We start from the raw sequence: 21,787 nt of genomic DNA on the forward strand, positions 1-21,787 counted from the left end.
TTTTTATTTGATTATAATTTTACTTGTAGATTTAAATTATTTTTGAACTACAAAAGTGATTTTAGCTACACGGGCAGTACCAGTTCCAGAGATTTCATCTACTTTGATGTAACCTTTTTTACCAGTAGCACCATCTTGCACAAAACTATACACGCTACCCACAGCAATTTGAACTGACTTGCTTGTAGACTTAGTAATGTTGTTTTCTACATTTAATGCGGTTACAGCTCCTAAATCAGAAGGTCCACTCGACTCAGCCTTAAAAAATGTAGTTCTTGTAGCAGTCATTGCAGGGTTACCAGCGTTTAGACCTGAACTTACACGAGCATCAGGAGAAATCAAAGATGGTCCACCAGTGTTACCTACACCAAAAGTAATATCAATATCTGCTTGGTTTGCCTGAGCTTCAGAAGATTTGAATACACCAGCTTTAGAAGTAGCTAAGTAACTACCAAAAGTAGCAGTTTCTGCTCCTAATGAAACAGTAGCTGTACCACTCAATAATGGAGCAGCTCCACCACCACCTTGTCCAACTGCGGCTACAGTATATTTGGCTTCTGCGGTTACATTTTGGTCGCTGTTATCTATCAAAGTAACAGATACAGTTACCTCTTGACCAGCATCTTCGGTTACATCTACAGTAAAAGTAGCCGAGACAGCTGTGTCACCAGCGTTTATTCCACTCAAAGTAAATGGAGCATCAACACCACCTACAGTTTTTTTACCACTTCCAGCTTTGTAACCACCAGGAAGAGCAGCAGTTAATTTATAAGTAATTTTATCGCCTTTTTCGTAACTAGGGTTAGTGGCTGTACTGGCATCTGCCAAGGTAGCGGTTGGAGCGGTTACTGTCGCATCCTCGCTTTTTTTACAGCTACTAAAAAATACAACACTTGCTACTGCGATTAGTGAAAAAAGTTTAGTCAATGATTTTGTCATTGTTTATGAGATTTAAATTGTTTAAAAAATATGGTTTAATAAATAGGTCGCAAATTTAGAAGAATGAAAGGTAATGAAGTTAATTTTATTACCTTATTTTTTTCTCCCTTACTTTTTCTTCTTCAGGGCTCTTTTTCTTTTGCGTTTTCCTTTACGGGTATCAGGATATAATGTTACATCAATAGTACCACCTGATCCCGAATTTATTTCTTCTTTGATAAATTTTCGTTTAGAAAATACCAATACCGAACCTGCGCCAGCTTTGATCTTATATTGACCACTATTATTAGTAGAAACGCCAATGGTAGTTCCTTTGATCATGACAGTAATACCAGAAAGGGCGTTGCCTTCCATGTCTTTTACTGTGCCGCTAACTATACGGCTCTGCGCCTGAATTTGTGTCGAGGCAGCCAAGAAAAATGCAAAGAAAAACAGAAATAGGAATTGTTTTTTCATAATTCAAGTTGTTTATGTGATTATTCTAATATGATTATTTTTTAGTCAATATTTGTTCAATCCGATGTTTCAAATCATCCATAGACATTGCCCCTGACTGTCTCCAAAGCGCATTCCCTTGATAAAACAATATAAACGCAGGAATGTTTTGTACCTGGTATTTCTGAACAATGGGTTGATTTTTTTCTACATCAATTTTTATGATTTTAATTTTACTATCCAACTCAGTCGCAAGTGCTTTTAATACAGGAGCCATTGTTTGGCAAGGAGCACACCAGTCAGCGTAAAAATCTACCAACACAGGTATTGTATGAGTGGTAATAAGATCGTGAAAACTCTTTTTCATAAATTTTAGGGTAATGACGCAAAACCATTTGGTAGAGTTGTCAAAAAGCTCAAAGCTCTGCCTTTATTTCGACGAACTTACTTAATTGTTCTACGAAACCAATAATTGATGTTTTTAGAGTTTTTGTACTATTCGAATGAAAAGTTGTTATAGAGTGGCAAGTATTTGTTCTACCTGAGTTTTGCTCATTCCGGGGCGAATTTTATTGCTGTATAGAATTTGTATAAGTTTTTTATCAATAGAGGTATACTGGGTAGCACGCGAAAATTTTTGATAAAAAATACTCTCAGTGTATTTGTGTGAGTCATTCATTAATCCCAATGCTTGAGTAAGTTCTTCTCTTAATAGATGCTTGCGGGTGTCAGGGGCTTTCATCAGACTGGTGTTTACATACATGCTGCCTTTATCTATGCTGTTTTGTGGGGTAAAATATACATAAAACAAAGCAAGGTTTCGGTTGGCGTATTTTCGGGCGTTGGGTTCTATTTTGTTGGTGTAGTCATTAGATGAGCCGAAAAAGATGAAAAAATTGGCTTGAGCTTTACTAAAAACTCGTTGCATTCTGACGGGGCGTATCAGTTGATTAAGTTCCCCAATAATTTTGTTGAGTTCAGTTTCCAGCGCGGGTATTTTTTCACCCATCACAAAAATTTTCATATCTTTTGTCCACTTCACAATTTTGCGGCCTTTTCCAAACTCACTACCTACAGCTATTTCTTTAAAATAACTTTTTACTGCTGATGAGTAACCTTGGGCAAAGGTAGTAGATGAGGTTCCCAGTGCTATAATACTGCACAAACCTATTATAACAAGTTTGTGAGAGTAGAGGGTGTATAAAAATTTATTCATTATGATAGGTGCATTTTGTAATGTTCGTAAAAATATTATGTATAACCTTGATGACTCAAACGTAAAACTGTGTTTTTGGTTAAAAGATTTTATATTTGTTTTACAAATAAGTCGGCGAAATGTTCTAAATCGACTATGAAAAATGTAACTAAGAAGATTAAAGTATAGAATTATGCGAAGATTATACAATATATTATGTTGGTGGATAATGGTAGGGGTACTCTTGCCGATGTTAGATGTCCAGGCACAGCAAAAAAAGGTTGTCACTGTCGAAGATGTTTGGCAGTTTAAGTTTTTTGCGCGAGGGGTAAGAGGAGTAAACTGGATGAAGAATGGTCGATACTATACCACCCGCCAGGGAAACAAAGTCGTCAAATTTGATATCAATACCCGTAAGGCAGTGGCCACACTGTTTGAGGGGGAGTCGCTACGTTTTGATGCATATGGTCTAAGTGCCCGAGAAGATAAGTTGTTATTGGCTACTCAGACCGAGGCAATTTATCGTCGTTCGTCTAAATCATATTATTATGTATACGACATTAGTACCAAAAAACTAGACAAACTCACCAATCAGCCTGGAAAACAGTTGCACGCTAGTTTTTCGCCTGATGGTAGTAAAGTAGCTTTTGTACGTGATAACAACCTGTTTGTGGTGGATCTTGCAACTAAAAAAGAAACGCAAATTACCAACGATGGTCAGTGGAACCATATTATTAATGGAAATGCTGATTGGGTATATGAAGAGGAGTTTTCATTTAGTAAAGCATTTTTTTGGTCACCCGACAGCAAAAGGATTGCTTTTTATAAATTTGACGAAAGTAAGGTGAAAGAGTATAATATGCAGCGTTGGGGAGGGCAAAAACAACCTTATGCTATAGATTATAGATTTAAGTATCCTAAAGCAGGCGAAGACAACTCTACCATACAAATATTGGTGTACAATGTGGCTACTGCCAAAAGCATGAAAATGGATATAGGCGCTGAGCAGGATATGTATATACCCCGCCTTAGATGGACTCAAAACCCTGAACTATTGTCTATAAGACGTTTAAACCGTTTACAAAACAAACTTGAATTGTTGCATGCCAATGCCAGCACTGGTAAAACTCAGGTAATACTTACCGAAGAAAGTAAAACTTATGTGGATGTAGATTTTACAGATGACCTGACGTATTTGAAAAATGGAAAAGAATTTATTCATACTAGCGAAAGAGATGGATATAAGCACGTTTATTTATATAAGCTCAATGGCAAATTAGTTCGTCAGATCACTAAAGGTAATTGGGAAGTGAGAAATTTGGCTGGTATTGATGAAAAACGCAAGCTTTTATATTTTACTTCTACTGAAGTATCACCCTTGGAGCGACATTTATACCGAATTGATATGAAGGGAAGAAAAAAGGTGCGTATGACCAAGGACAAAGGTACCCACCGAATTAATTTTAGCTCTGACTTTAAATACTATATTGATACCTACAATGCAGCTGCTATGCCTACAAGAGTGAGTTTGCATGAAGCGCCTTCAGGTAAGTTGCTACAGGTATTGGAGGAAAATAAACGCCTGAAAAAACGCTTAGAGAATTATCAGATTAGTTATAAAGAGTTTTTTACGCTCAAAACTTCTGAAAATGTATCGTTAAATGGCTGGATGATAAAGCCCCACAACTTTGATAAAAATAAAAAGTATCCAGTGCTCATGTTTGTATATGGAGGGCCAGGCTCGCAACAAGTAACCGATAGTTGGGACGCGTACAACTTTTTTTGGTATCAGTTATTGGCAAGCAAAGGCTATATGGTCGTGTGTGTAGACAACCGTGGTACTGGTGGTAGGGGGAGAGCCTTTAAGCACGTGACCTACAAACAATTGGGTTATTATGAAACCATTGACCAAATAGAAGCGGCTAAATACTTAGCAAAACAGCCTTATGTAGATGCCAGCCGAATAGGTATCTGGGGCTGGAGCTATGGTGGTTATATGTCTTCTTTATGTTTGATGAAAGGAGCTGATGTATTTAAGACAGCTATTGCAGTAGCCCCTGTGTCTACCTGGCGTTTTTATGATACGATTTATACTGAGAGATTTTTGCAACGCCCACAGGACAATGCTGAAGGGTATGATAAAAATTCTCCGTTGAACCATGTCAATAAACTTAAGGGCAACTATTTACTGGTGCATGGCACAGGCGATGATAACGTTCATTTTCAGAATGCGGTAGAGTTGCAAAATGCGCTTATTAAAGCAGGTAAACAGTTTCAGTCTTTTTATTACCCTAATCGTACCCATAGTATTTTTAGCCAAAATGCTCGTCCACATTTATATACTATGATGACTAACTTTTTATTGAAAAATTTATAATTATTATATACCAGAAATGACATATCGCGATTTTTGGCAAAGACAAGGGTGGTTTTTAGGGCTAACCCTTGTTTTTGTTTTTAACACACTTTTTTTAACAGCACAAGGAAAGTGGGTGAGAAAAGCTGATTTTCCAGGAAACTTGGGCACATTGGCTGTAAGTTTTGTACTTGACAATAAAGCTTATATAGGTACAGGGGTAGATAAGTTTAGTGAACTTACTGATGCTATGTGGGAGTATAATCCTGAATTAGATGAGTGGACTCAAAAGGCTAACTTTGCTGGAGGGAGTCGCTCAGGGGCTATTGGGTTTTCTGTAGGTAACAAGGGGTATGTAGGTTTAGGTTTTAGTGCTACTTACAAAAGTGATATTTGGGCTTATGATCCTACCGCCAACATTTGGCAAGCTAAAAATAGTTTTACAGGAAGTGTTAGGTCTGGTGGGGTATCTTTTGTGATTAATGACAAGGCTTATGTAAGTACAGGTTATAACGGAAGCCAATATTTAAATGACTTGTGGGAATATGACCCTGGAAACGATCAGTGGAAACAACGTGCCGATTTGCCTAATGGCAAAAGAAGTAATGCAGTAAGTTTTGTTTTGAATGACAAAGGGTATATAACTACTGGCAACTTGGGCTTTTTGGGGTTTAAAGATGATGTATGGGAATATGACCCTGCAAAAGATGAATGGACTAAAAAGGGACAGTTTCCTGGGGGAGAGCGAATATCTGCCACTTCTTTTGTAATAGATAACAAAGCCTATATTGCTACAGGAAGTTTTACTAATGACTTATGGGAGTATGATGTGGTCAATGATAGTTGGACAAAAAAGGCAGATATAGATATAGAGGGTAGAACTCAAGCAATAAGTTTTGCTTTAGGCAATAAAGGTTATGTAGGATTAGGAAGTGGTGGGTCAAGTGAAAAGCAGATATGGCAATATACTAGCTCATTGAATGAAACCCTGGAACAGGGACTACAATTGACACCAGCCAATAATCATCGATTAAGCATAAAAATAGATTTGCCCCAGGTTGGTAATTTAGCCATTAGAGTATATGATTCGGTAGGCAGGTTAGTATTGGTAAAAGATGCCATTAAGAATCAAACTGTATACAGTGTGCATTTGCCTTTGGCCAGTTGGGCAAATCAAGTGTTAATTGTAAAGGTGGTTTTTAATCATTCAGTTGTTACTCGTCGTTTTTACCTCCAATAGATTAACAAGAAAATAACACTCTGTATAAAGGGTTGATGATTAGGGGTTTATAATAAGTATAGGTGCGTTGTTTACACTTTAACCCAAGGTTTATATAGGGGGTGGTTGCTCTCTGTTGCGTCATAAGAACACCAACAAAGTAAGCATATCCAAATACCCAAGCCTTCAAAGTACAATCAATAAACGGTATGATAGTATTTACAAAGATACCTATAAGTGGTACAATTGTATTTGAGGGAAGTAATTTAGTGGGGTTATGCTTGTTTTTTTACCATAAAACCTTATATTTATCATATTATCACCCTATTTTAAGTCTATGAGCATTACGAACTACGTGCGAATCTTTGGGCTTTTGGTTGTGTTATTGTCAGGAGAATTTATTCAAGCCCAAAATTATCAAGGGTTTCAGTTTAAAAAGCCCCACCGCAAAAAACTCAAAAGAAGTTTCACTCAATACAATAACCTGATTATAATTCCTGTCCAAATTAATGGTTCCAAACCTTTTAATTTTATCCTTGATACCGGTGTGGGCAGTACCCTTATTACTGACCCTTCGGTAGCTTTAGCCTTAGATTTGCCTATGTTCCGAAAACTTAAAGTAGCTGGAGTATCAAGTCAAAATCGGCTTAAGGCACATGTATCAAACATTGAATCTATAAAAATATTCAAGCATATAGTAGCCCTCAAGCAATATGTCATTGTACTGGAAGAAGATGTACTCAACCTTTCAGGGTATGCTGGTATTCCTATTCATGGCATTATTGGCTACGACTTGTTCAGCAAGTTTATTGTAAAAATTAATTATGATTACCATAAGATTACACTTTACAACCCTGAACGTTTTAACTACCGCAAAAAGAAAAAACATGAAGTGTTGCCTATCAGGATAGAGGCTAAAAAACCAATATTAGAGGCAAAAGTATGGTGTGAGCAGCACAAACAGGCGGCACCAGTAAGGTTGGTGTTTGATACAGGAGCAGGACATGCTTTACTATTGTATCAAAACTCCAGCCCTGGTATAAGCCTTCCCGCAAAAACGATCAAAGCTCATTTGGGGGCAACTTTGAGTGGCAACCTTATAGGTAAGCTGGGTAAGCTAAAGCAAATACAATTAGGAAAATATACTTTACCCCAGGTGGTTACTTCATTTCCCGACTCGTCGTCCTATGTTTCTATGAAAGCTTTTACTCCCAGAAATGGTAACATAGGGTTGGGCATTATCAAACGTTTTCATACTATTATAGACTATCCCAATAAGCGTTTGATTGTTAGACCCAACCGCCACTTCAAAGATCCCTTTGATTATAATAGACTGGGAATGGAAATTATAGCCAAAGCTCCTGCGTACAAAACTTTTTATATTGCACAAATGCGTGAAGACTCGCCTGCAATGAAGGCAGGGTTGAAAAAAGGAGATCAGATACTGGCCATTGATAAAAAACCTGTATATAACATGAACATCTCAGAAGTATATGGTAGGTTGTATGATCATAAGAAAAAAACAGATAAAATCTTTATATACGCCTTGAGAGGGCAAGAGCTGATTATTGCTACGCTAAAAGTGGCTACATCGCTTTAAACTTATTGTGATATTGTCATTGTATAGGGAAGTCAGGCGTACACTGCCTGACTTTTTTTGTTCGATCCTGACAGCTTGAGGGTGAAACATTAGCGGTATTGGGTATAGACCTATTTTGGCGTATTTTGAAGAGCCAGATGTGCTACACTAGTTCAATATGTCCGAATTTGCCGTGTTTTATGGGTAATTTGTGTGGTTAAAAATGTCATTTTGACACGTTTTTTAGCTTCTGGGGGCTTGGCACAAGCATTGATCAATACCCAAGTGTAAACTTAGGAAGTGGATGATGGGCATACAGATATAATCTATAACTATCACTACCATCATAGCCTGGTTTTAAATCAAAATCACAAAAAAAATTACTCTAAAATATAATTACTAATAAAATGGGAAAGATCATAGGTATTGACTTAGGTACTACCAACTCCTGTGTAGCTGTGATGGAAGGCTCTGAGCCGGTAGTAATCCAAAATAGTGAAGGAAGACGTACAACCCCTTCTATTGTCGCGTTTTTGGATCAGGGTAAAGGTGAGCGAAAAGTAGGTGATCCGGCAAAGCGTCAATCTATTACAAACCCTCAGAACACAGTTTACTCTATCAAACGCTTTATGGGTAAACGTTATCAGGAGGTAAGCAATGAAGTAGGACGTGTACCTTACAAAGTAGAAAGCGGTGCAAACGATACTCCCCGTATCCGCATTGGTGACCGTTTATATACTCCTCAGGAGATTTCTGCAATGACTTTGCAAAAAATGAAGCAAACAGCAGAAGATTACCTGGGAACAGAAGTAACAGAAGCTGTTATTACAGTACCTGCTTATTTCAATGATGCAGAGCGTCAGGCAACCAAAGAAGCTGGACAAATTGCTGGTTTAGAAGTAAAGCGTATTATCAATGAGCCTACTGCTGCGGCATTGGCTTATGGTATGGACAAGCGCGACAGAGATATGAAAATTGCGGTGTTTGACTTAGGTGGAGGTACATTTGATATTTCTATCCTTGAGTTAGGCGACGGTGTTTTTGAAGTAAAATCTACCAATGGTGATGTACACTTAGGTGGTGACAACTTTGACGAAAGGGTAATTGACTGGTTGGCAGAAGAGTTTCAGAAAGACGAAGGACTTGACCTTAGAAAAGACCCTATGGCTCTGCAGCGTTTGAAAGATGCAGCAGAAAAAGCCAAAATTGAATTATCAAGCTCTACTTCTACTGATATTAACTTGCCTTATATTATGCCAGTAGATGGTGTGCCTAAGCACTTGGTACGTCAGTTGAGCCGTTCTAAGTTTGAACAATTAACTGATGACTTGATTCGTGGTACTTTGGAGCCTTGTAAAGAGGCTATGAAAGACGCTGGCTTGAGTGCATCTGATATTGATGAAGTAATTTTGGTTGGGGGATCTACCCGTATTCCAAAAATTCAGGAAGAAGTTGAGAAGTTTTTTGGTAAAAAACCTTCAAAAGGAGTAAACCCTGACGAAGTGGTGGCAGTAGGTGCAGCTATCCAAGGGGGAGTTTTAACAGGAGATGTAAAAGATGTACTATTACTAGATGTTACGCCTCTTTCTTTAGGTATTGAAACTTTGAATGGTGTATTTACTAAATTGATTGAGTCAAATACGACTATTCCTACCAAAAAATCTGAAACATTCTCTACAGCGGCCGACAATCAACCTTCTGTAGACATTCATGTATTACAAGGTGAGCGCCCATTGGCAAAAGACAACAAATCAATTGGACGTTTTCACTTAGGTGATATTCCTCCGGCTCCTCGTGGAGTACCTAAAATAGAAGTAACCTTTGATATTGACGCCAATGGTATTTTAAATGTATCGGCTAAAGATCAAGGTACAGGCAAAGAGCAACGTATTCGTATTGAAGCTTCTTCAGGACTTTCTCAGGAAGAGATTGAAAGAATGCGTGCAGAGGCACAAGCCAATGAGTCTACTGACAAAGAAGAGCGTGAAAAAATTGATAAAATGAACGCGGCTGACTCATTGATTTTCCAAACTCAGAAACAATTGACTGAATTTGGTGACAAAATTTCAGCGGATAAAAAAGCGCCTATAGAAACTGCTTTGGCAGACTTGAAAAAAGCACATGAGGCTCAAGACATTGGCGGGATTGACTTGGCTACCAAGGCTCTGAATGATGCTTGGTCGGCTGCTTCTCAGGAAATGTATCAGGCACAACAAGAACAACCTGGTGCTGATGCTGGTAATCCTGGTGGAGGTGATCCAAATGCCAATGCCAACGGTAACGGCAAAGACGATGTTACAGACGTTGATTATGAAGAGGTAGACGGTGATAAAGACAAGAAGTAGTTTGTCTGAATCATTTTGAATATATTAATAAAAAAACCGAAGCGAGCGCTTCGGTTTTTTTATTTTGGGAATGATCTAAAAAGTAATTTGTGTGTTGTTGGCGGTGCTACTAATAGATTGACTGATAAAGTTAATCATCTTTCTTATTTCATCTCCTGATGTCCCTACTTTTGCCAAATGTTGTACGCCCATTTCTTTTTGGGCTTGTTCAAACTGTGCAGCATTACCCACCCCAAATAAAATAGTGGTAAATGAAAAAGCATTTTGTTCTTCAGCAATTACCTCATTTATTTTGGTTTTTACGGTTTTGGCAGGTGTATTAGAGCTATTGTCCATTCCATCAGTAATGATAAACAACAATGTTTTAGTCATCACTCCAGACGCTTCCAGGTTTTCGCGGTAATCCATAGCCATTTTTAACCCCTGAGCTGTGGCATCATATAAAGCTGTGCCTACGCCTGAGGGCTTAAACTTAATAGTGGGAATACTCTTAATGGGTTGAAAACCACTTTTTACGTGTACATCATTGTTAAACTCTATAACCGATACCATCAATTGGTCTGCCACGTGCGACTTTTGCATGGTTTGGGTAAAATCGTTGAAAGCGTGATTTAGGTCTTTCTCATAAGAAGCTATAGAAGGTGAAATATCTATAATGAATACTGCATTGATAGTTTCGTCAACCTGTACCTCATCAGGGTTGAAATTATTAAAATTGAGATTAAAATCTATTGCATCAAAATCGCTCATAATTGTAGGTTTTATAGTATGTGTAACTGTTTATAATTGCACCTGGTCAGATTTTACAAAACGTAATCCACGTTTTTTGGCTTCATCATAAATAGGGTCACCCAAATGTCCCATGTTGGGTACGTCTGACATACAGTCTTCAATAATGATCATTTTGTCGGCTAAACCGGGAGCATAGTCCAAAGCTTGTTTTATGCTGGTAGCTACGCAGTGTGAACGTGCCTGACCCGCCACATATACATTCTGAAAGTTTTCCAATGTTTTGACCAAACTCTGGTTAAGTTGAGTTTCGGGGCGGTCAGCTACCGGAATTTGTGCCATAAAAATTCCAAAATGCTCGGTTAATGGATAAGTACCTTTGGTTACTGCCTGATAAAACTTACCACGTCTTGTCCAGTGTTTTAAGGCATTCATGAGATTGTCATCCAAGGCACTTCCTTTAGAGCCTATCAAACAATGCTCTGGCCAAATACAATGGGGAAACTCTCCCTGTGCCTCTAAGTCTTGCAGGTATTTAAGCACTTTTTCGGGGTAAAACCGAGGTGTCCACTTGCCTTCTTGAGCATCTTTGAGGCCAATGATACTAAAAGGAGCCGGAGGGTTGCCACCTTTGTCTTGCCAAAACCCAGGATGAGAAATGTCATTGACTGGATGAGAATCTAATGTAACACAAATATGGTCTACCTTGTCGGCTTGATCGTTGATAAGCTTGCTTAAACGCTCCATGTCTTTTTCGGCACCAGGCACATAAAGTGCTCCATTAGGGTGGCAAAAGTCATATTGAGCATCAATGATTAACAGCGCATTTTTGTTTGCCATAAATGATTGGTTTAGTAATGAATGAATAGTTAGGCTGTAACAATCCACTGTAGTTTGTATGTTGTAGTTTACAGCTTTAATAATTACGTGAAGAAGTTTAAATTAAACAAAAAAAAAGAAGAGTTTTAATCACCTACTCCCTTATTGCGATAGTTCCTCAAGCTTCTCATCCAACCCTGCGCGATTTTTTTAATGACTAAACAAACAACTTAGGAACGTGATCGCCCCGTAAACGGGATTTCGGGCATAGCCCTCAACAATAACCCCGATAAGAAATCGGGACTTTGAAGCTGTCCGGTTTAGAACATATTAGCTTCGCAGAGCTTGAACTTCGTTCTGCGGTTCTCTTTACTGACTTTCGTTACCCCGGCAGTTCCGCCGGGACTATGAGCTTTTATTGTCCGTAGCTATGGCTACGACTGCAAAAAGTGCCTCAGCCAGCCTCGAGTATACGCCCTCAATCTCGACACTTATTTTGAACATGTTCCTTGGTAAAAGTCAGGGTTGGCACCACATCTGCGAAATACTTTATTTTTAGTAACAATTTTTTTATATTACTGCAGTTATCTATACAAATTTATAATCTATTTTATGGTAAATCATTACTGTAGCCCACCATTACTTTTACAAAAACTAACCCTTTGGGGGCTTAGGTGGTGGCTACTAGTATGTTTTTTTACTTCACCAGTTTTTTCTCAGCGCCCTGCCGAGAAAGACAGCCTGCTCCAACTTCTCCAGACCCTCCCTGATGATACCAATAAAGTAAATGTGTTGAATAGGTTGTGTTATTTGTGCCGTGCAAACGACTCTAAGAATGCGTTGTTATATGGGCAAAGAGCAGTAACTTTATCAGAAAAACTTAATTTCCTAAAGGGGGTAGCTTTTTCCTATTTTAACCAAGGAAGAGTATACAGGATTTTAGGGAAATATAATGAGGCTATTTTACACCAAGAGAAGGCTTACACTAGGTGGGGAAAGTTAAAAGATTCTATTGGGTTAGCGGAGAGTTTACGGGAGTTTGGCATTGGCTATAGGAATACGGGTGATTTCCCTAGGTCTCTTGATTACTTCTTGAAGGCAATAAAAATATATGAGGCATTAGAAAATGAACGAGGGATTGCTAATACTGCGGCAAGTATAGGAATGCTGTACTATAAACAACGGAATTATGATCAGTCATTAAATTATCATAAAAAGGCATTAAAAATTCATAAGCTGCTAAATAGTGAAAAGAGTTTGGCGATTGATTATAATAATTTGGGAAATGTATACGCTGATTCAAATAAGCCAGATACTGCTCTTTATTATTACAATTTATATAAGAGAATTAAAGAAAAACTGAATGACCAGAGAGGTGTTGCTATTGCTTTATCTAATATAGGTTATGTTTTTGCAAAGCAGCAAAAATTTAATAAAGCTATTGTTAATCAAGGTCAGGCACTAGCTATTTATAAGCAGCTTAACTTAAAAAAAAATCAGACGTACCCTTTACAGTATTTAGCCGAGGCTTATGCTGCTAAAGGCGATTATAAAAATGCTTATAAAAATGGAAAAGAAGCTTTAAAAATTGCAAAAAGTATAAAAGCAAAGCATCGTATAATTGAAATTACACTTTCCCTATCTAATGTTTACCAACAAGCAGGCGATTATAAAGCATCGCTGGATTATTTTCAGCAATATAAAGCTTTTAATGACAGTGTTTTTAATACTAAAAAGTCTCAGCAAATTGCAGAAATGGAGGCTAAGTATAAAGGTGAAAAAAAAGAGCAGGAAAACAAGTATTTAAAAAATGAGGATATTAAAAATAAAGCACTATTACAACAAAGAAATAACCTGATTGCTGCCATTACTTTTGGTGCTTTATTGTTGATTATGTTGGCAATGGTGCTTTACCAGAGCAACCAACGTAAGCAACGCACCAACCAGGTGTTGTTGTTGCAAAAGCAAGAAATAGAAGTGAAAACCGAAGAAATACTTGCCCAACGTGATATGTTGGAGCAACAGCATAAAGACATTCGTGATAGCATCAACTATGCCCGCAAAATACAAACTGCCATTCTGCCCTTATCTGAGGAGATTTCGGCGGCAATTCCTGAGCATTTTATTTTTTACCAGCCTCGTGACATTGTCAGTGGCGATTTTTATTGGTTTGCGGCTGTAAAAGACGAAGATTCTGGGCATAGTAAATATGTAATCTCTGCCTCAGATTGCACTGGACACGGGGTGCCAGGAGCTTTTATGAGTATGATTGGCAACGATTTGCTCAACGATTTGGTCAAGGCAAGGCAGATTACCCAACCCGATAAAATTTTAAACAAGCTCCATAAAGGAGTACGTAAAGTATTGAATCAGGAAGTAAGCGAAAATACCGATGGCATGGATATCTCGTTGTGCGTGATAGACCCTATAGCAAAAACCATTGAGTATGCAGGTGCCAACAGTGCCTTGGTATACGTAAAAGACGGCGAACGCACCCGGGTAGCGCCTGATCATACTTCGGTAGGGGGCGATATGCCCAAGTTTCAGGAAGGGTTCACCGCCCATACCATTTCTTATGCTGATGCGTCAGTGATGTGTTATTTGTATACTGATGGTTACCGCGACCAGTTTGGGGGCGATCGGGGTAAAAAGTTTTTACGATCGCGGATGCAAGAGTTGATTTTTTATATTTCAGAACTTTCCATGCAAGAGCAACGCCGTCAGGTAGAGGAAACCATCAATGATTGGATGAAAGCGGGTGGGTTTGAACAAATGGACGATATGTTGGTGATGGGGTTTAGATTAAGCTGATGCCTCTACTCTAGCATTGTTTTCCCCTTAGGAATGGACACAAAAAAACCTCACAAAAATTGTGAGGTGATATATCTTCAAGCGTTTGTTTTGTTGTTTAGCAACGACCATAGCGACGCATAAATCGTCTTAAATGGCGTACCATCTGGCGACGGCTATAGCCTGCTTCTTGATACCAATGTGCCATTTTTTGAGGATCATTTTGCCACAAATCCATGAAAGCATCAGGGTTTTGTTGAGCAAAGGCCGTTGGGTCTTCTCCATCCATTCCTCCTTTTACCTGATTCATTTCTTCATTTGATAATACTGTCCACTTGTTATTCAGTTCGTTCGTCATATTGGTATTCGCGATTTGTAAAAAATTAATTAAATCAATTATTAATACATTCTGTCTTTTATACTCCCTTGTATACTTAAAGGTTGCAGAAAGTAAACGTCTTTTTAGTCTAAAAAAATATTTAAATGCACGTTTGTAAGGTTTGAAGGTAAAAGTTGTTTTACTGAGAATATTTAGGTGTCTTACTGCGTAATAAAATTTGGTAAATTTAGCTTTTATTGGTTTAAAATATTAGTTAATGCTCTGTTTATTATGTTTTTGGTCGTTCAGGTAGATAATATTTGGTGGTGCACAGAAGTATAAGTGGGGTGAAAATTTGTTAGTATTATTAATAAATGTGTGTTTTTGGTTATAATTATACCATTATATGCTTAAAAAGAATGTGTAAAGGTACTTTTTATACTTTGTTAAGAATATGCTAATTGATAATATTTGGGTTTTTCCTACGTTTCAGTTTTCAAGTATTCACCCATTATATAATCTTAATGGCGTGTTTCCACATTCTATACATTCCCCTAAGGTGAGGGTACAATAAATCAAGTTCTAGCCTACCTTTACCTGAAATACTAAACCCTTGTTTTTCGTAAAAGCCAATGGCTACCTCTTGTGTGTCCATAGCTTCTAACCATACTATAGTGTGCCCTTGTTTTGCTGCCCTTTGGGTGGTCCAGTCTATGAGGGCTTTACCTATACCTTTTCCCCTTACATTATTGTCTATATAGATTCGGTGTAACTTGGTAGCAGGTTCGTTTGGTAAATCAACTAAAGAAGCGTTGTCTAGCAAGCGTAATATGCCTACTATTGTTTCATCATACACTACAAAACAATACAAAGAGTCAGGGTCTTGTAGTTCCTGTTGGAAGTTTTCCAGTCCATAAATAGTATTTATATAGTGTGTACCCTGGTCTTTCCAAAGGTGTTGGTAAGCCTGCGGATACACATGGTGCATCAGGCGTAATAAGGTAGGGTTGTCACTGATACCAATTTCATGGAGAATCAGGTTATTTGTTATTTTTATCAATGGTTCTTTGCTTTAATTCATAGTAGGAAGTCATTCCTATGATTTGATCGATATTTAAACAGTTTACCTAGTACCTTAAACATTAAGTAAATGCCCTATTATTTGGGATGAGTTTTGTTTTCTGACGCACTTCAAAAATCGCGCATAGCCTTAGCTACGCAAGTTTTTTTTAAGTAAAGTTAGTGGGCAAAAATCGCCGAAATAACCGAGGCTACAGTTCTACTGTGCCGAGCTCTGCTTTAGCTAATGGGTTAGGTGTTTAGTGTTTGAGGTACTAGTGTTCACCTTCCAGCTTTTTATATCAGGGTTAGAGCCCTGATAAATAACAGTGTCCAAATAGGAGCTTAAATATTAATTCACTCATAAAAAAGTGGAGGTAACTTCTTATAAGCAGCAGCAAGTCTTGGGTACCGATGCATATTGGTGAAATTGGTTATAAACTAAAAATAAGCTAATGACATGTATTTAATTATGGCTCAGTACTAGGTGAATCTCTACTAATATACAAGTTTGGATAGTTTTGTAAAAGAAAAACAGTGTTGACTATTTGAATCACTCTGGTAGTGATGAGTAGGAGGAGGCAGAATTTAATAGAGCAAAAGAAATGATAGATTGGAAGAACAGTGTATTCAATACTAGATACTCTCTTGGAGAGAGTAATAAAATACAAAGAGTTGAAATAATGATAGATTGGTGGCGAATGATTTTGTAGAGTTATTTAAGCTTCTTTTTCCAGTACTTCTTCTAACAAGTCTTTACAAATCTTTACTTTTTGCTGAAAATTGAGCCAGGCAACTGCATAACCTAAGCCTACAAAACCTAAAGATGCCAAAAAATACCATAAGTTATGTTCGGCAAACAACAAGAGTAGTCCTAGGATTAAACTAAACACTAGAGCTACCGACATAAAAAAACGTGTACCTTTAAGCAGGGTATAGTCAATAAATAAAATACAACCTTTAGAGGTGGACTCAATTTTACCGTCAATTACAGGCATAAAAGATTCTGGATAGGTAACTTTACGTGAAATGCGAAATCCAGCTTCTTGAATGGCTCCTCGAAAAGGATAGTCTTGCTCCAAACTACGGGCAGGTAACAGCCAGTGCTCAGAAAAAGCATCTTCTTTTACCTTGGCAGGCTTAATGGCAGCCTCTAGCTTGTGTGCAATTTCATCAATAGTATACCCTGAGACAAATACAGAGCTTTGGCGGGGAAAAAGTTTCATAATGTGTGAGAATATTTTAACTGTCAGTTCATAATAAATAGTCAGGAATCTTAGTATTGTCAAGATAATAATTAATTCATTAAAAACTAAAAAGCTATTTGGGTTTTTAATGAGAGATTAAGAGAAAATAGATAGAAGCAAATCAACTATAGATTTGAACCTGTACTTATCTTCTGTTGCGACAAAATTCATACCTTTGTCTACTCCAAATAACACCCAAATAGCTTATCAATGCTTATTTTATCGCTATTGTATGGCAACGCAAGATATTTCCACATTGACATCCTTGGGTAGTCGGCTTACCTCTACCGTTTCGCGGGCTGGTGCATCTTCACCAAAATAACTACCATAAACTTCATTAATACGACCAAAGTTATTCAGGTCTTTTACAAAAATAGAGCATTTGGCAATATTAGAATAGTCCATATTAGCTGCTTTGAGTACTGCCCCAAGGTTCTTCATTACTGCGTGGGTTTCATCCTCTATGCTGCCCTCTATTACTTTTCCATCTATCAGCGCTACCTGTCCTGAAACATACAAAGTGCCATTTACTAAAATTGCTTGGTTGTAAGGTCCTACTGGAGCAGGTGCATCGGCAGTTGTGATAACAGTTCTAGCCATTGTTTGTTTTTTTATGTTTGAAAATAGTCAAAATGAAGAGTAAAAGTTAGGGAGTTTGCAATAAATAGTCTCCCAGGTTTTGGTGAATGGTTTTGATCAAAGACCAGGCGCATTTTAAGGGCGTAGCAGCGCTACGGCCGCAAGGTGCAACGAAGTATTTGGACAAAAAAATCGCCAGAAATGGGTAGCTTATTTTTTGTATGCTCCCTTAAGCTGCAAGCATTAAAAAATATACATTTTGCTTGTAGCAAACCTTATTACTAATCAACTATGCCAAAACTACTTTTTTTTTGAGATTTACCAGCATATCTTCTACCATAGTTGCCAAATTATATTGGTGCTGCCATCCCCAATCCTGACGCGATTGAGTATCATCAATGCTATCTGGCCAAGAGTCAGCTATTTGCTGGCGTCCGTCGGGTTTATAACTTATGGTAAACGCTGGAATATGCTTCTGAATAGCCTGAGTGATTTCTTTAGGAGAAAAGCTGATAGCTGCCAGGTTATAGCCTGTACGTGTCTTGATTTGATTGGCAGGAGCATGCATCAAATCCAAGGTTCCTTTTACAGCATCAGGCATATACATCATAGGTAGGTAAGTGTCTTCAGACAAGAAGCACTCATAGGCATTGTTTTCCAGGGCTTTATAAAAAATATCCACAGCATAGTCGGTGGTGCCTCCTCCTGGCAAAGCGTTGTAACTAATCAACCCAGGGTAACGCAAACAACGGGCATCTACTCCAAACTTGTCGAAGTAATAGTTACACCAATGTTCGCCGGCTTGTTTACTAATACCATACACTGTAGTAGGGTTGATGATGGTTTGTTGAGGAGTATTTTGTTTGGGAGTATCAAAACCAAACACCCCAATAGAACTCGGAAAATATATTTTGTTGAGTTGTTTTTCGCGGGCAATCTCCAATACATTGAGTAGGCTTTCCATGTTGAGTTTCCAGGCAAACAAGGGGTTTTGTTCACCTTTGGCAGACAGCATTGCTGCCAGGTGGTAAATTTGAGTAATTTGGTATTTGTTTACCAACTCAGCCATTTTTTTGCCATCCATTGCGTTCAGTTCTTCAAAAATACCCTGTTCTTTAAATGCAGGATCAGCACAGTGAATATCAGTAGCCACCACATGGTGTTCACCATAAATGTTTCTTAAAGCAACCGTCAACTCCGTGCCTAATTGTCCACATGCGCCAATTACTAAAATATTTTCCTTAGTAGTCATAAATACTTCTATGTTATTAAACTATATTATTTTTTGTATATATAAAGTGAAACACTTCAGGTAAACTTGGGGTGGATTTACCCAACACCTTGAAAGTGCAAGCAATACAGGAAGATGCCTGTCTTAGTGATCATATAACGATAGTTATTTACTGCAATATATTAAATATAACTATACAAAGATATATTTTGATATATTGACGAATAGTAAGCTGAAAAGATTGTTTTAATGAACAATTAATGCAGGGTATATAATTTTGATTAACTATATAATTACCTTACAAAAATGGATTTTGAAGAATTTTTAAAAAATAAAAAAATTGACGAAAATTTGTTCAAAGAAAAAGAACATGCGCGTTGGCAAGAGTGGAAAACCCTTTTTGAGCAGATGCACCCAAACAGTTTTACTGCCCAAAAAAAGTTTTTAATCAATGATATACGCCGAAAATATTTGTTGAAAGAGTAGGGTTTTACAAGGTAGCTTCCCAAAGCTGGGTAAGTTCTACAAAGTGAGCTACCGATAATTGTTCTGCTCTTTTATTGAGCATTTCATTGGGTTTGAGTGTGTCGGGTAATTGGATAGACTTAAGAGCATTACGCAGGGTTTTTCTACGATTGTTAAAGCCCTGCTTTACAATTCTCTTAAAGAGTTTTTCATCGCAATCGAGTTTTTTCACCTTATTTCTTTGCAAAGAAATTACCCCAGAGTATACCTTGGGTGGAGGATTGAATACATCGGGCGGAACCGTAAAGTCATAGCTAATATGGTAGTATGCCTGCAGTAGTACACTTAGTATGCCGTAGGTTTTACTACCTGGTTGGGCAGCTATGCGTTCGGCTACCTCTTTTTGTAGCATACAGACTACTTCCTGTACTTGGTCTCTGTGGTCGAGTACCTTAAAAAATATTTGAGAAGAAATATTGTAAGGAAAGTTGCCTATAATACCTATAGATTGCTGTTTAAACAGCGCCCCCAAGTCAATATTCAAAAAATCTCCTTCTGTAATGTAAGGTACCAAGGTTGGGTAGTGCTTATGCAGATATTCTACCGACTCAGTATCTATTTCTATTATATGAGTCTGAAAATTGTCAGATTTCACCAAAAAATCGGTCAAAACTCCCGTCCCAGCACCTATTTCTACTATAGTTTTATAACCATTGTGCTGTTGCACCTGATTTACAATGCGTTCAGCAATCGATAAATCGGTTAGAAAATGTTGTCCCAGGTGTTTTTTAGGCTTGACCATATTCGAAATTATGCATATTTGATAATTAGTACTAAATTGAAATGCTTATTTGAAAAAGCCTTTACAACAGGTAAGGCAGATAAGCATCCGAAAAACAAAACTAAGCAAACCATTGCTTCATTTAGCTTAATCAAGACAAATATTATAGATTTGTAGCCCAAAATCGACAAATACTTATGCAAGTAAACCTTTTATACCGTTCAGATATTAACGCAAGTCAAAACCTTGTAGTAATTGTACAAGACCTTCAGCAGGCACAGTCTTATTGTACCAGTGAGCAAGTATGGCAGTATCTTCAGAAACAAGTAAAAGACGAAAAAAAAGAACAGGTCAAGCTGATTCATCTCAATCAGTTTACACACCATACTTTTGTGCTGTATAGTCCTCCACAAAACAAAGCTGCCTATTACCTCAAAGAGAGTTATAGAAAAAAAGGACACGAAATAGCCTCTATATTAGCCAGTGAAGATTTATCCGATTTGCAAATAACCAACGCGGTAACAAGTGATATTGCATCTGAAGCAGTATTAGACGTGGCAGAGGGTGTTTTGTTAAGTACTTATGAGTTTTTGAAATACAAATCAGACCCCAGAAAACTTCATCCGCTTGTGCAATTGACATTGTCAGGGCAAGGATTGACTGAAGCTAAAATAACAGCGTTGAACAACACTGTTCATGGAACCTTTGCTGCGCGTAATTTGGTGAATGAGCCATTTGTGTATTTGACGGCACCACAACTAAGCGAAGAAATTAAAAAACTGGGTAAAGAGGCAGGTTTTGAGGTAGAGGTATTTGACAAAGCGCAAATACAAGCCCACAATATGGAAGGCTTACTTACAGTAAATAAGGGAAGCCTTGATCCACCTACTTTTAATATATTGACACATAAACCTGACAATGCCATCAATGAGCATCCCTATATTTTGGTAGGCAAAGGGGTGGTGTACGATACAGGAGGGTTATCGCTCAAACCTACTGGCAATTCTATGGACTTTATGAAGTCAGACATGGGCGGGGCAGCTGCTGTAGTGGGCAGTTTGTATGCTTTGGCAAAAAACAACGCGCCTGTGTATGTCATAGGTTTGATACCTGCTACTGACAATCGCCCAGGGCAAAACGCGATTGCACCAGGTGATGTGATTACATACAGTAATGGCAAGAGTGTAGAAATAATGAATACGGATGCTGAAGGAAGGCTAATCTTGGCAGATGCCTTGATTTATGCGGCCAGGTTTAAGCCTCAATTGGTGCTAGACTTTGCTACCCTTACTGGATCAGCAGTGCGGGCTTTAGGCAATCATGCCATGGTAATGGTAGGTACCGCCAATAGAGATATAAAGAGTCAATTGCTCCATAGTAGTGAGCAGACTTATGAGCGTATGGTAGAGTTACCTTTGTGGGAAGAGTACGGCGAGCCGCTTGAGTCAGACATTGCTGATATAAATAACTTGGGCATATCTGAGGCTCAAGCCATTATCGCAGGAAAGTTTTTGGAGCATTTTGTAGACAATTACCCTTGGATACACTTAGACATTGCAGGCACTGCCTATTTGCATAAGCCTCAAACTTATAAAGGTAAAAATGGAACTGGTTCGGGGGTGCGTTTAATGTATCACTTTTTGACTAATCTGGTAAAATAACTATATAATACATAGGGAGAGGTTTACTCTTCCAGCACT

19 protein-coding genes are annotated in these 21,787 nt (G+C 38.0%); 7 read left to right on the forward strand and 12 right to left on the reverse strand.

All coding sequences use genetic code 11. The features are described 5' to 3' along the window. Window positions 1-36: 36 nt before the first annotated feature. The 4 genes from M23134_RS17280 to M23134_RS17295 form a co-directional block, all read right to left on the reverse strand. Entirely contained in the window at window positions 37-939 is a 903-nt protein-coding gene (locus M23134_RS17280; protein WP_002698372.1) for a hypothetical protein, read from the reverse strand. Between the two features lie 108 nt (window positions 940-1,047). Next, window positions 1,048-1,395 carry a carboxypeptidase-like regulatory domain-containing protein gene (locus M23134_RS17285; RefSeq protein WP_002698375.1) on the reverse strand — a complete coding sequence of 116 codons (348 nt, stop codon included), beginning with the start codon at window positions 1,393-1,395 and terminating at the stop codon, window positions 1,048-1,050. 34 nt (window positions 1,396-1,429) lie between these two features. Beyond that, window positions 1,430-1,741 (reverse strand): thioredoxin, encoded by a 312-nt coding sequence (trxA, locus tag M23134_RS17290; RefSeq protein WP_002698377.1) that lies wholly within the window; start codon window positions 1,739-1,741, stop codon window positions 1,430-1,432. Window positions 1,742-1,888: 147 nt separating this feature from the next. Continuing rightward, entirely contained in the window at window positions 1,889-2,590 is a 702-nt protein-coding gene (locus M23134_RS17295; RefSeq protein ID WP_045113764.1) for a DUF2927 domain-containing protein, read from the reverse strand. Window positions 2,591-2,762: 172 nt separating this feature from the next. Here M23134_RS17295 and M23134_RS17300 point away from each other — a divergent pair, with 172 nt between their 5' ends. The 4 genes from M23134_RS17300 to dnaK all read left to right on the forward strand — a co-directional run bounded on the left by M23134_RS17300 (window position 2,763) and on the right by dnaK (window position 10,068). Beyond that, on the forward strand, window positions 2,763-4,946 hold the full coding sequence (locus tag M23134_RS17300) for a S9 family peptidase (protein WP_157558525.1): 2,184 nt from the start codon (window positions 2,763-2,765) through the stop codon (window positions 4,944-4,946). Between the two features lie 16 nt (window positions 4,947-4,962). Next, a complete protein-coding gene (locus tag M23134_RS38365; RefSeq protein WP_002698383.1) occupies window positions 4,963-6,165 on the forward strand; it encodes a kelch repeat-containing protein in 1,203 nt (400 codons plus the stop codon). A 316-nt stretch (window positions 6,166-6,481) separates the two neighbouring features. Next, complete coding sequence (locus M23134_RS17310; RefSeq protein WP_053337320.1) at window positions 6,482-7,744, forward strand: aspartyl protease family protein; 1,263 nt, start codon at window positions 6,482-6,484, stop codon at window positions 7,742-7,744. Between the two features lie 386 nt (window positions 7,745-8,130). Then, window positions 8,131-10,068, forward strand: coding sequence for a molecular chaperone DnaK (gene dnaK / locus M23134_RS17315; protein WP_002698387.1), 1,938 nt, complete (start codon window positions 8,131-8,133; stop codon window positions 10,066-10,068). Between the two features lie 75 nt (window positions 10,069-10,143). On the opposite strand, the gene M23134_RS17320 is transcribed toward dnaK, so the two are convergent. Next, complete coding sequence (locus M23134_RS17320; RefSeq protein WP_002698389.1) at window positions 10,144-10,818, reverse strand: vWA domain-containing protein; 675 nt, start codon at window positions 10,816-10,818, stop codon at window positions 10,144-10,146. Between the two features lie 30 nt (window positions 10,819-10,848). Next, entirely contained in the window at window positions 10,849-11,637 is a 789-nt protein-coding gene (locus M23134_RS17325) for an isochorismatase family protein (protein ID WP_002698391.1), read from the reverse strand. A 591-nt stretch (window positions 11,638-12,228) separates the two neighbouring features. On the opposite strand from M23134_RS17325, the gene M23134_RS17330 reads away from it, so the two are divergent. Then, a complete protein-coding gene (locus tag M23134_RS17330) occupies window positions 12,229-14,427 on the forward strand; it encodes a tetratricopeptide repeat protein (protein WP_002698393.1) in 2,199 nt (732 codons plus the stop codon). A gap of 97 nt (window positions 14,428-14,524) precedes the next feature. On the opposite strand, the gene M23134_RS17335 is transcribed toward M23134_RS17330, so the two are convergent. The 5 genes from M23134_RS17335 to M23134_RS17355 form a co-directional block, all read right to left on the reverse strand. Beyond that, window positions 14,525-14,764: a hypothetical protein gene (locus M23134_RS17335; protein WP_002698395.1), complete on the reverse strand. Its 240-nt coding sequence runs from the start codon at window positions 14,762-14,764 to the stop codon at window positions 14,525-14,527. Between the two features lie 472 nt (window positions 14,765-15,236). Beyond that, window positions 15,237-15,785 carry a GNAT family N-acetyltransferase gene (locus M23134_RS38370; protein ID WP_002698398.1) on the reverse strand — a complete coding sequence of 183 codons (549 nt, stop codon included), beginning with the start codon at window positions 15,783-15,785 and terminating at the stop codon, window positions 15,237-15,239. Between the two features lie 718 nt (window positions 15,786-16,503). Beyond that, a complete protein-coding gene (locus tag M23134_RS17345; RefSeq protein WP_002698400.1) occupies window positions 16,504-17,010 on the reverse strand; it encodes a hypothetical protein in 507 nt (168 codons plus the stop codon). Window positions 17,011-17,256: 246 nt separating this feature from the next. Beyond that, window positions 17,257-17,631 carry a Rid family detoxifying hydrolase gene (locus M23134_RS17350; protein WP_002698402.1) on the reverse strand — a complete coding sequence of 125 codons (375 nt, stop codon included), beginning with the start codon at window positions 17,629-17,631 and terminating at the stop codon, window positions 17,257-17,259. Between the two features lie 268 nt (window positions 17,632-17,899). Beyond that, the gene (locus tag M23134_RS17355; protein ID WP_002698406.1) at window positions 17,900-18,862 is read right to left on the reverse strand and encodes an NAD-dependent epimerase/dehydratase family protein; all 963 of its coding nucleotides are present in this window, start codon (window positions 18,860-18,862) and stop codon (window positions 17,900-17,902) included. A gap of 285 nt (window positions 18,863-19,147) precedes the next feature. Between M23134_RS17355 and M23134_RS17360 the strand changes: the two genes are divergently transcribed. Then, window positions 19,148-19,327 carry a hypothetical protein gene (locus tag M23134_RS17360; RefSeq protein WP_002698408.1) on the forward strand — a complete coding sequence of 60 codons (180 nt, stop codon included), beginning with the start codon at window positions 19,148-19,150 and terminating at the stop codon, window positions 19,325-19,327. 4 nt (window positions 19,328-19,331) lie between these two features. Here M23134_RS17360 and rsmA read toward each other — a convergent pair whose 3' ends face one another. Continuing rightward, the gene (gene rsmA / locus M23134_RS17365) at window positions 19,332-20,108 is read right to left on the reverse strand and encodes a 16S rRNA (adenine(1518)-N(6)/adenine(1519)-N(6))-dimethyltransferase RsmA (RefSeq protein ID WP_002698410.1); all 777 of its coding nucleotides are present in this window, start codon (window positions 20,106-20,108) and stop codon (window positions 19,332-19,334) included. Between the two features lie 176 nt (window positions 20,109-20,284). Here rsmA and M23134_RS17370 point away from each other — a divergent pair, with 176 nt between their 5' ends. Further along, a complete protein-coding gene (locus tag M23134_RS17370; RefSeq protein WP_002698413.1) occupies window positions 20,285-21,748 on the forward strand; it encodes a leucyl aminopeptidase family protein in 1,464 nt (487 codons plus the stop codon). Window positions 21,749-21,787 lie beyond the last annotated feature (39 nt).

The sequence above is a fragment of the Microscilla marina ATCC 23134 genome (assembly GCF_000169175.1).
GTDB lineage: Bacteria > Bacteroidota > Bacteroidia > Cytophagales > Microscillaceae > Microscilla > Microscilla marina.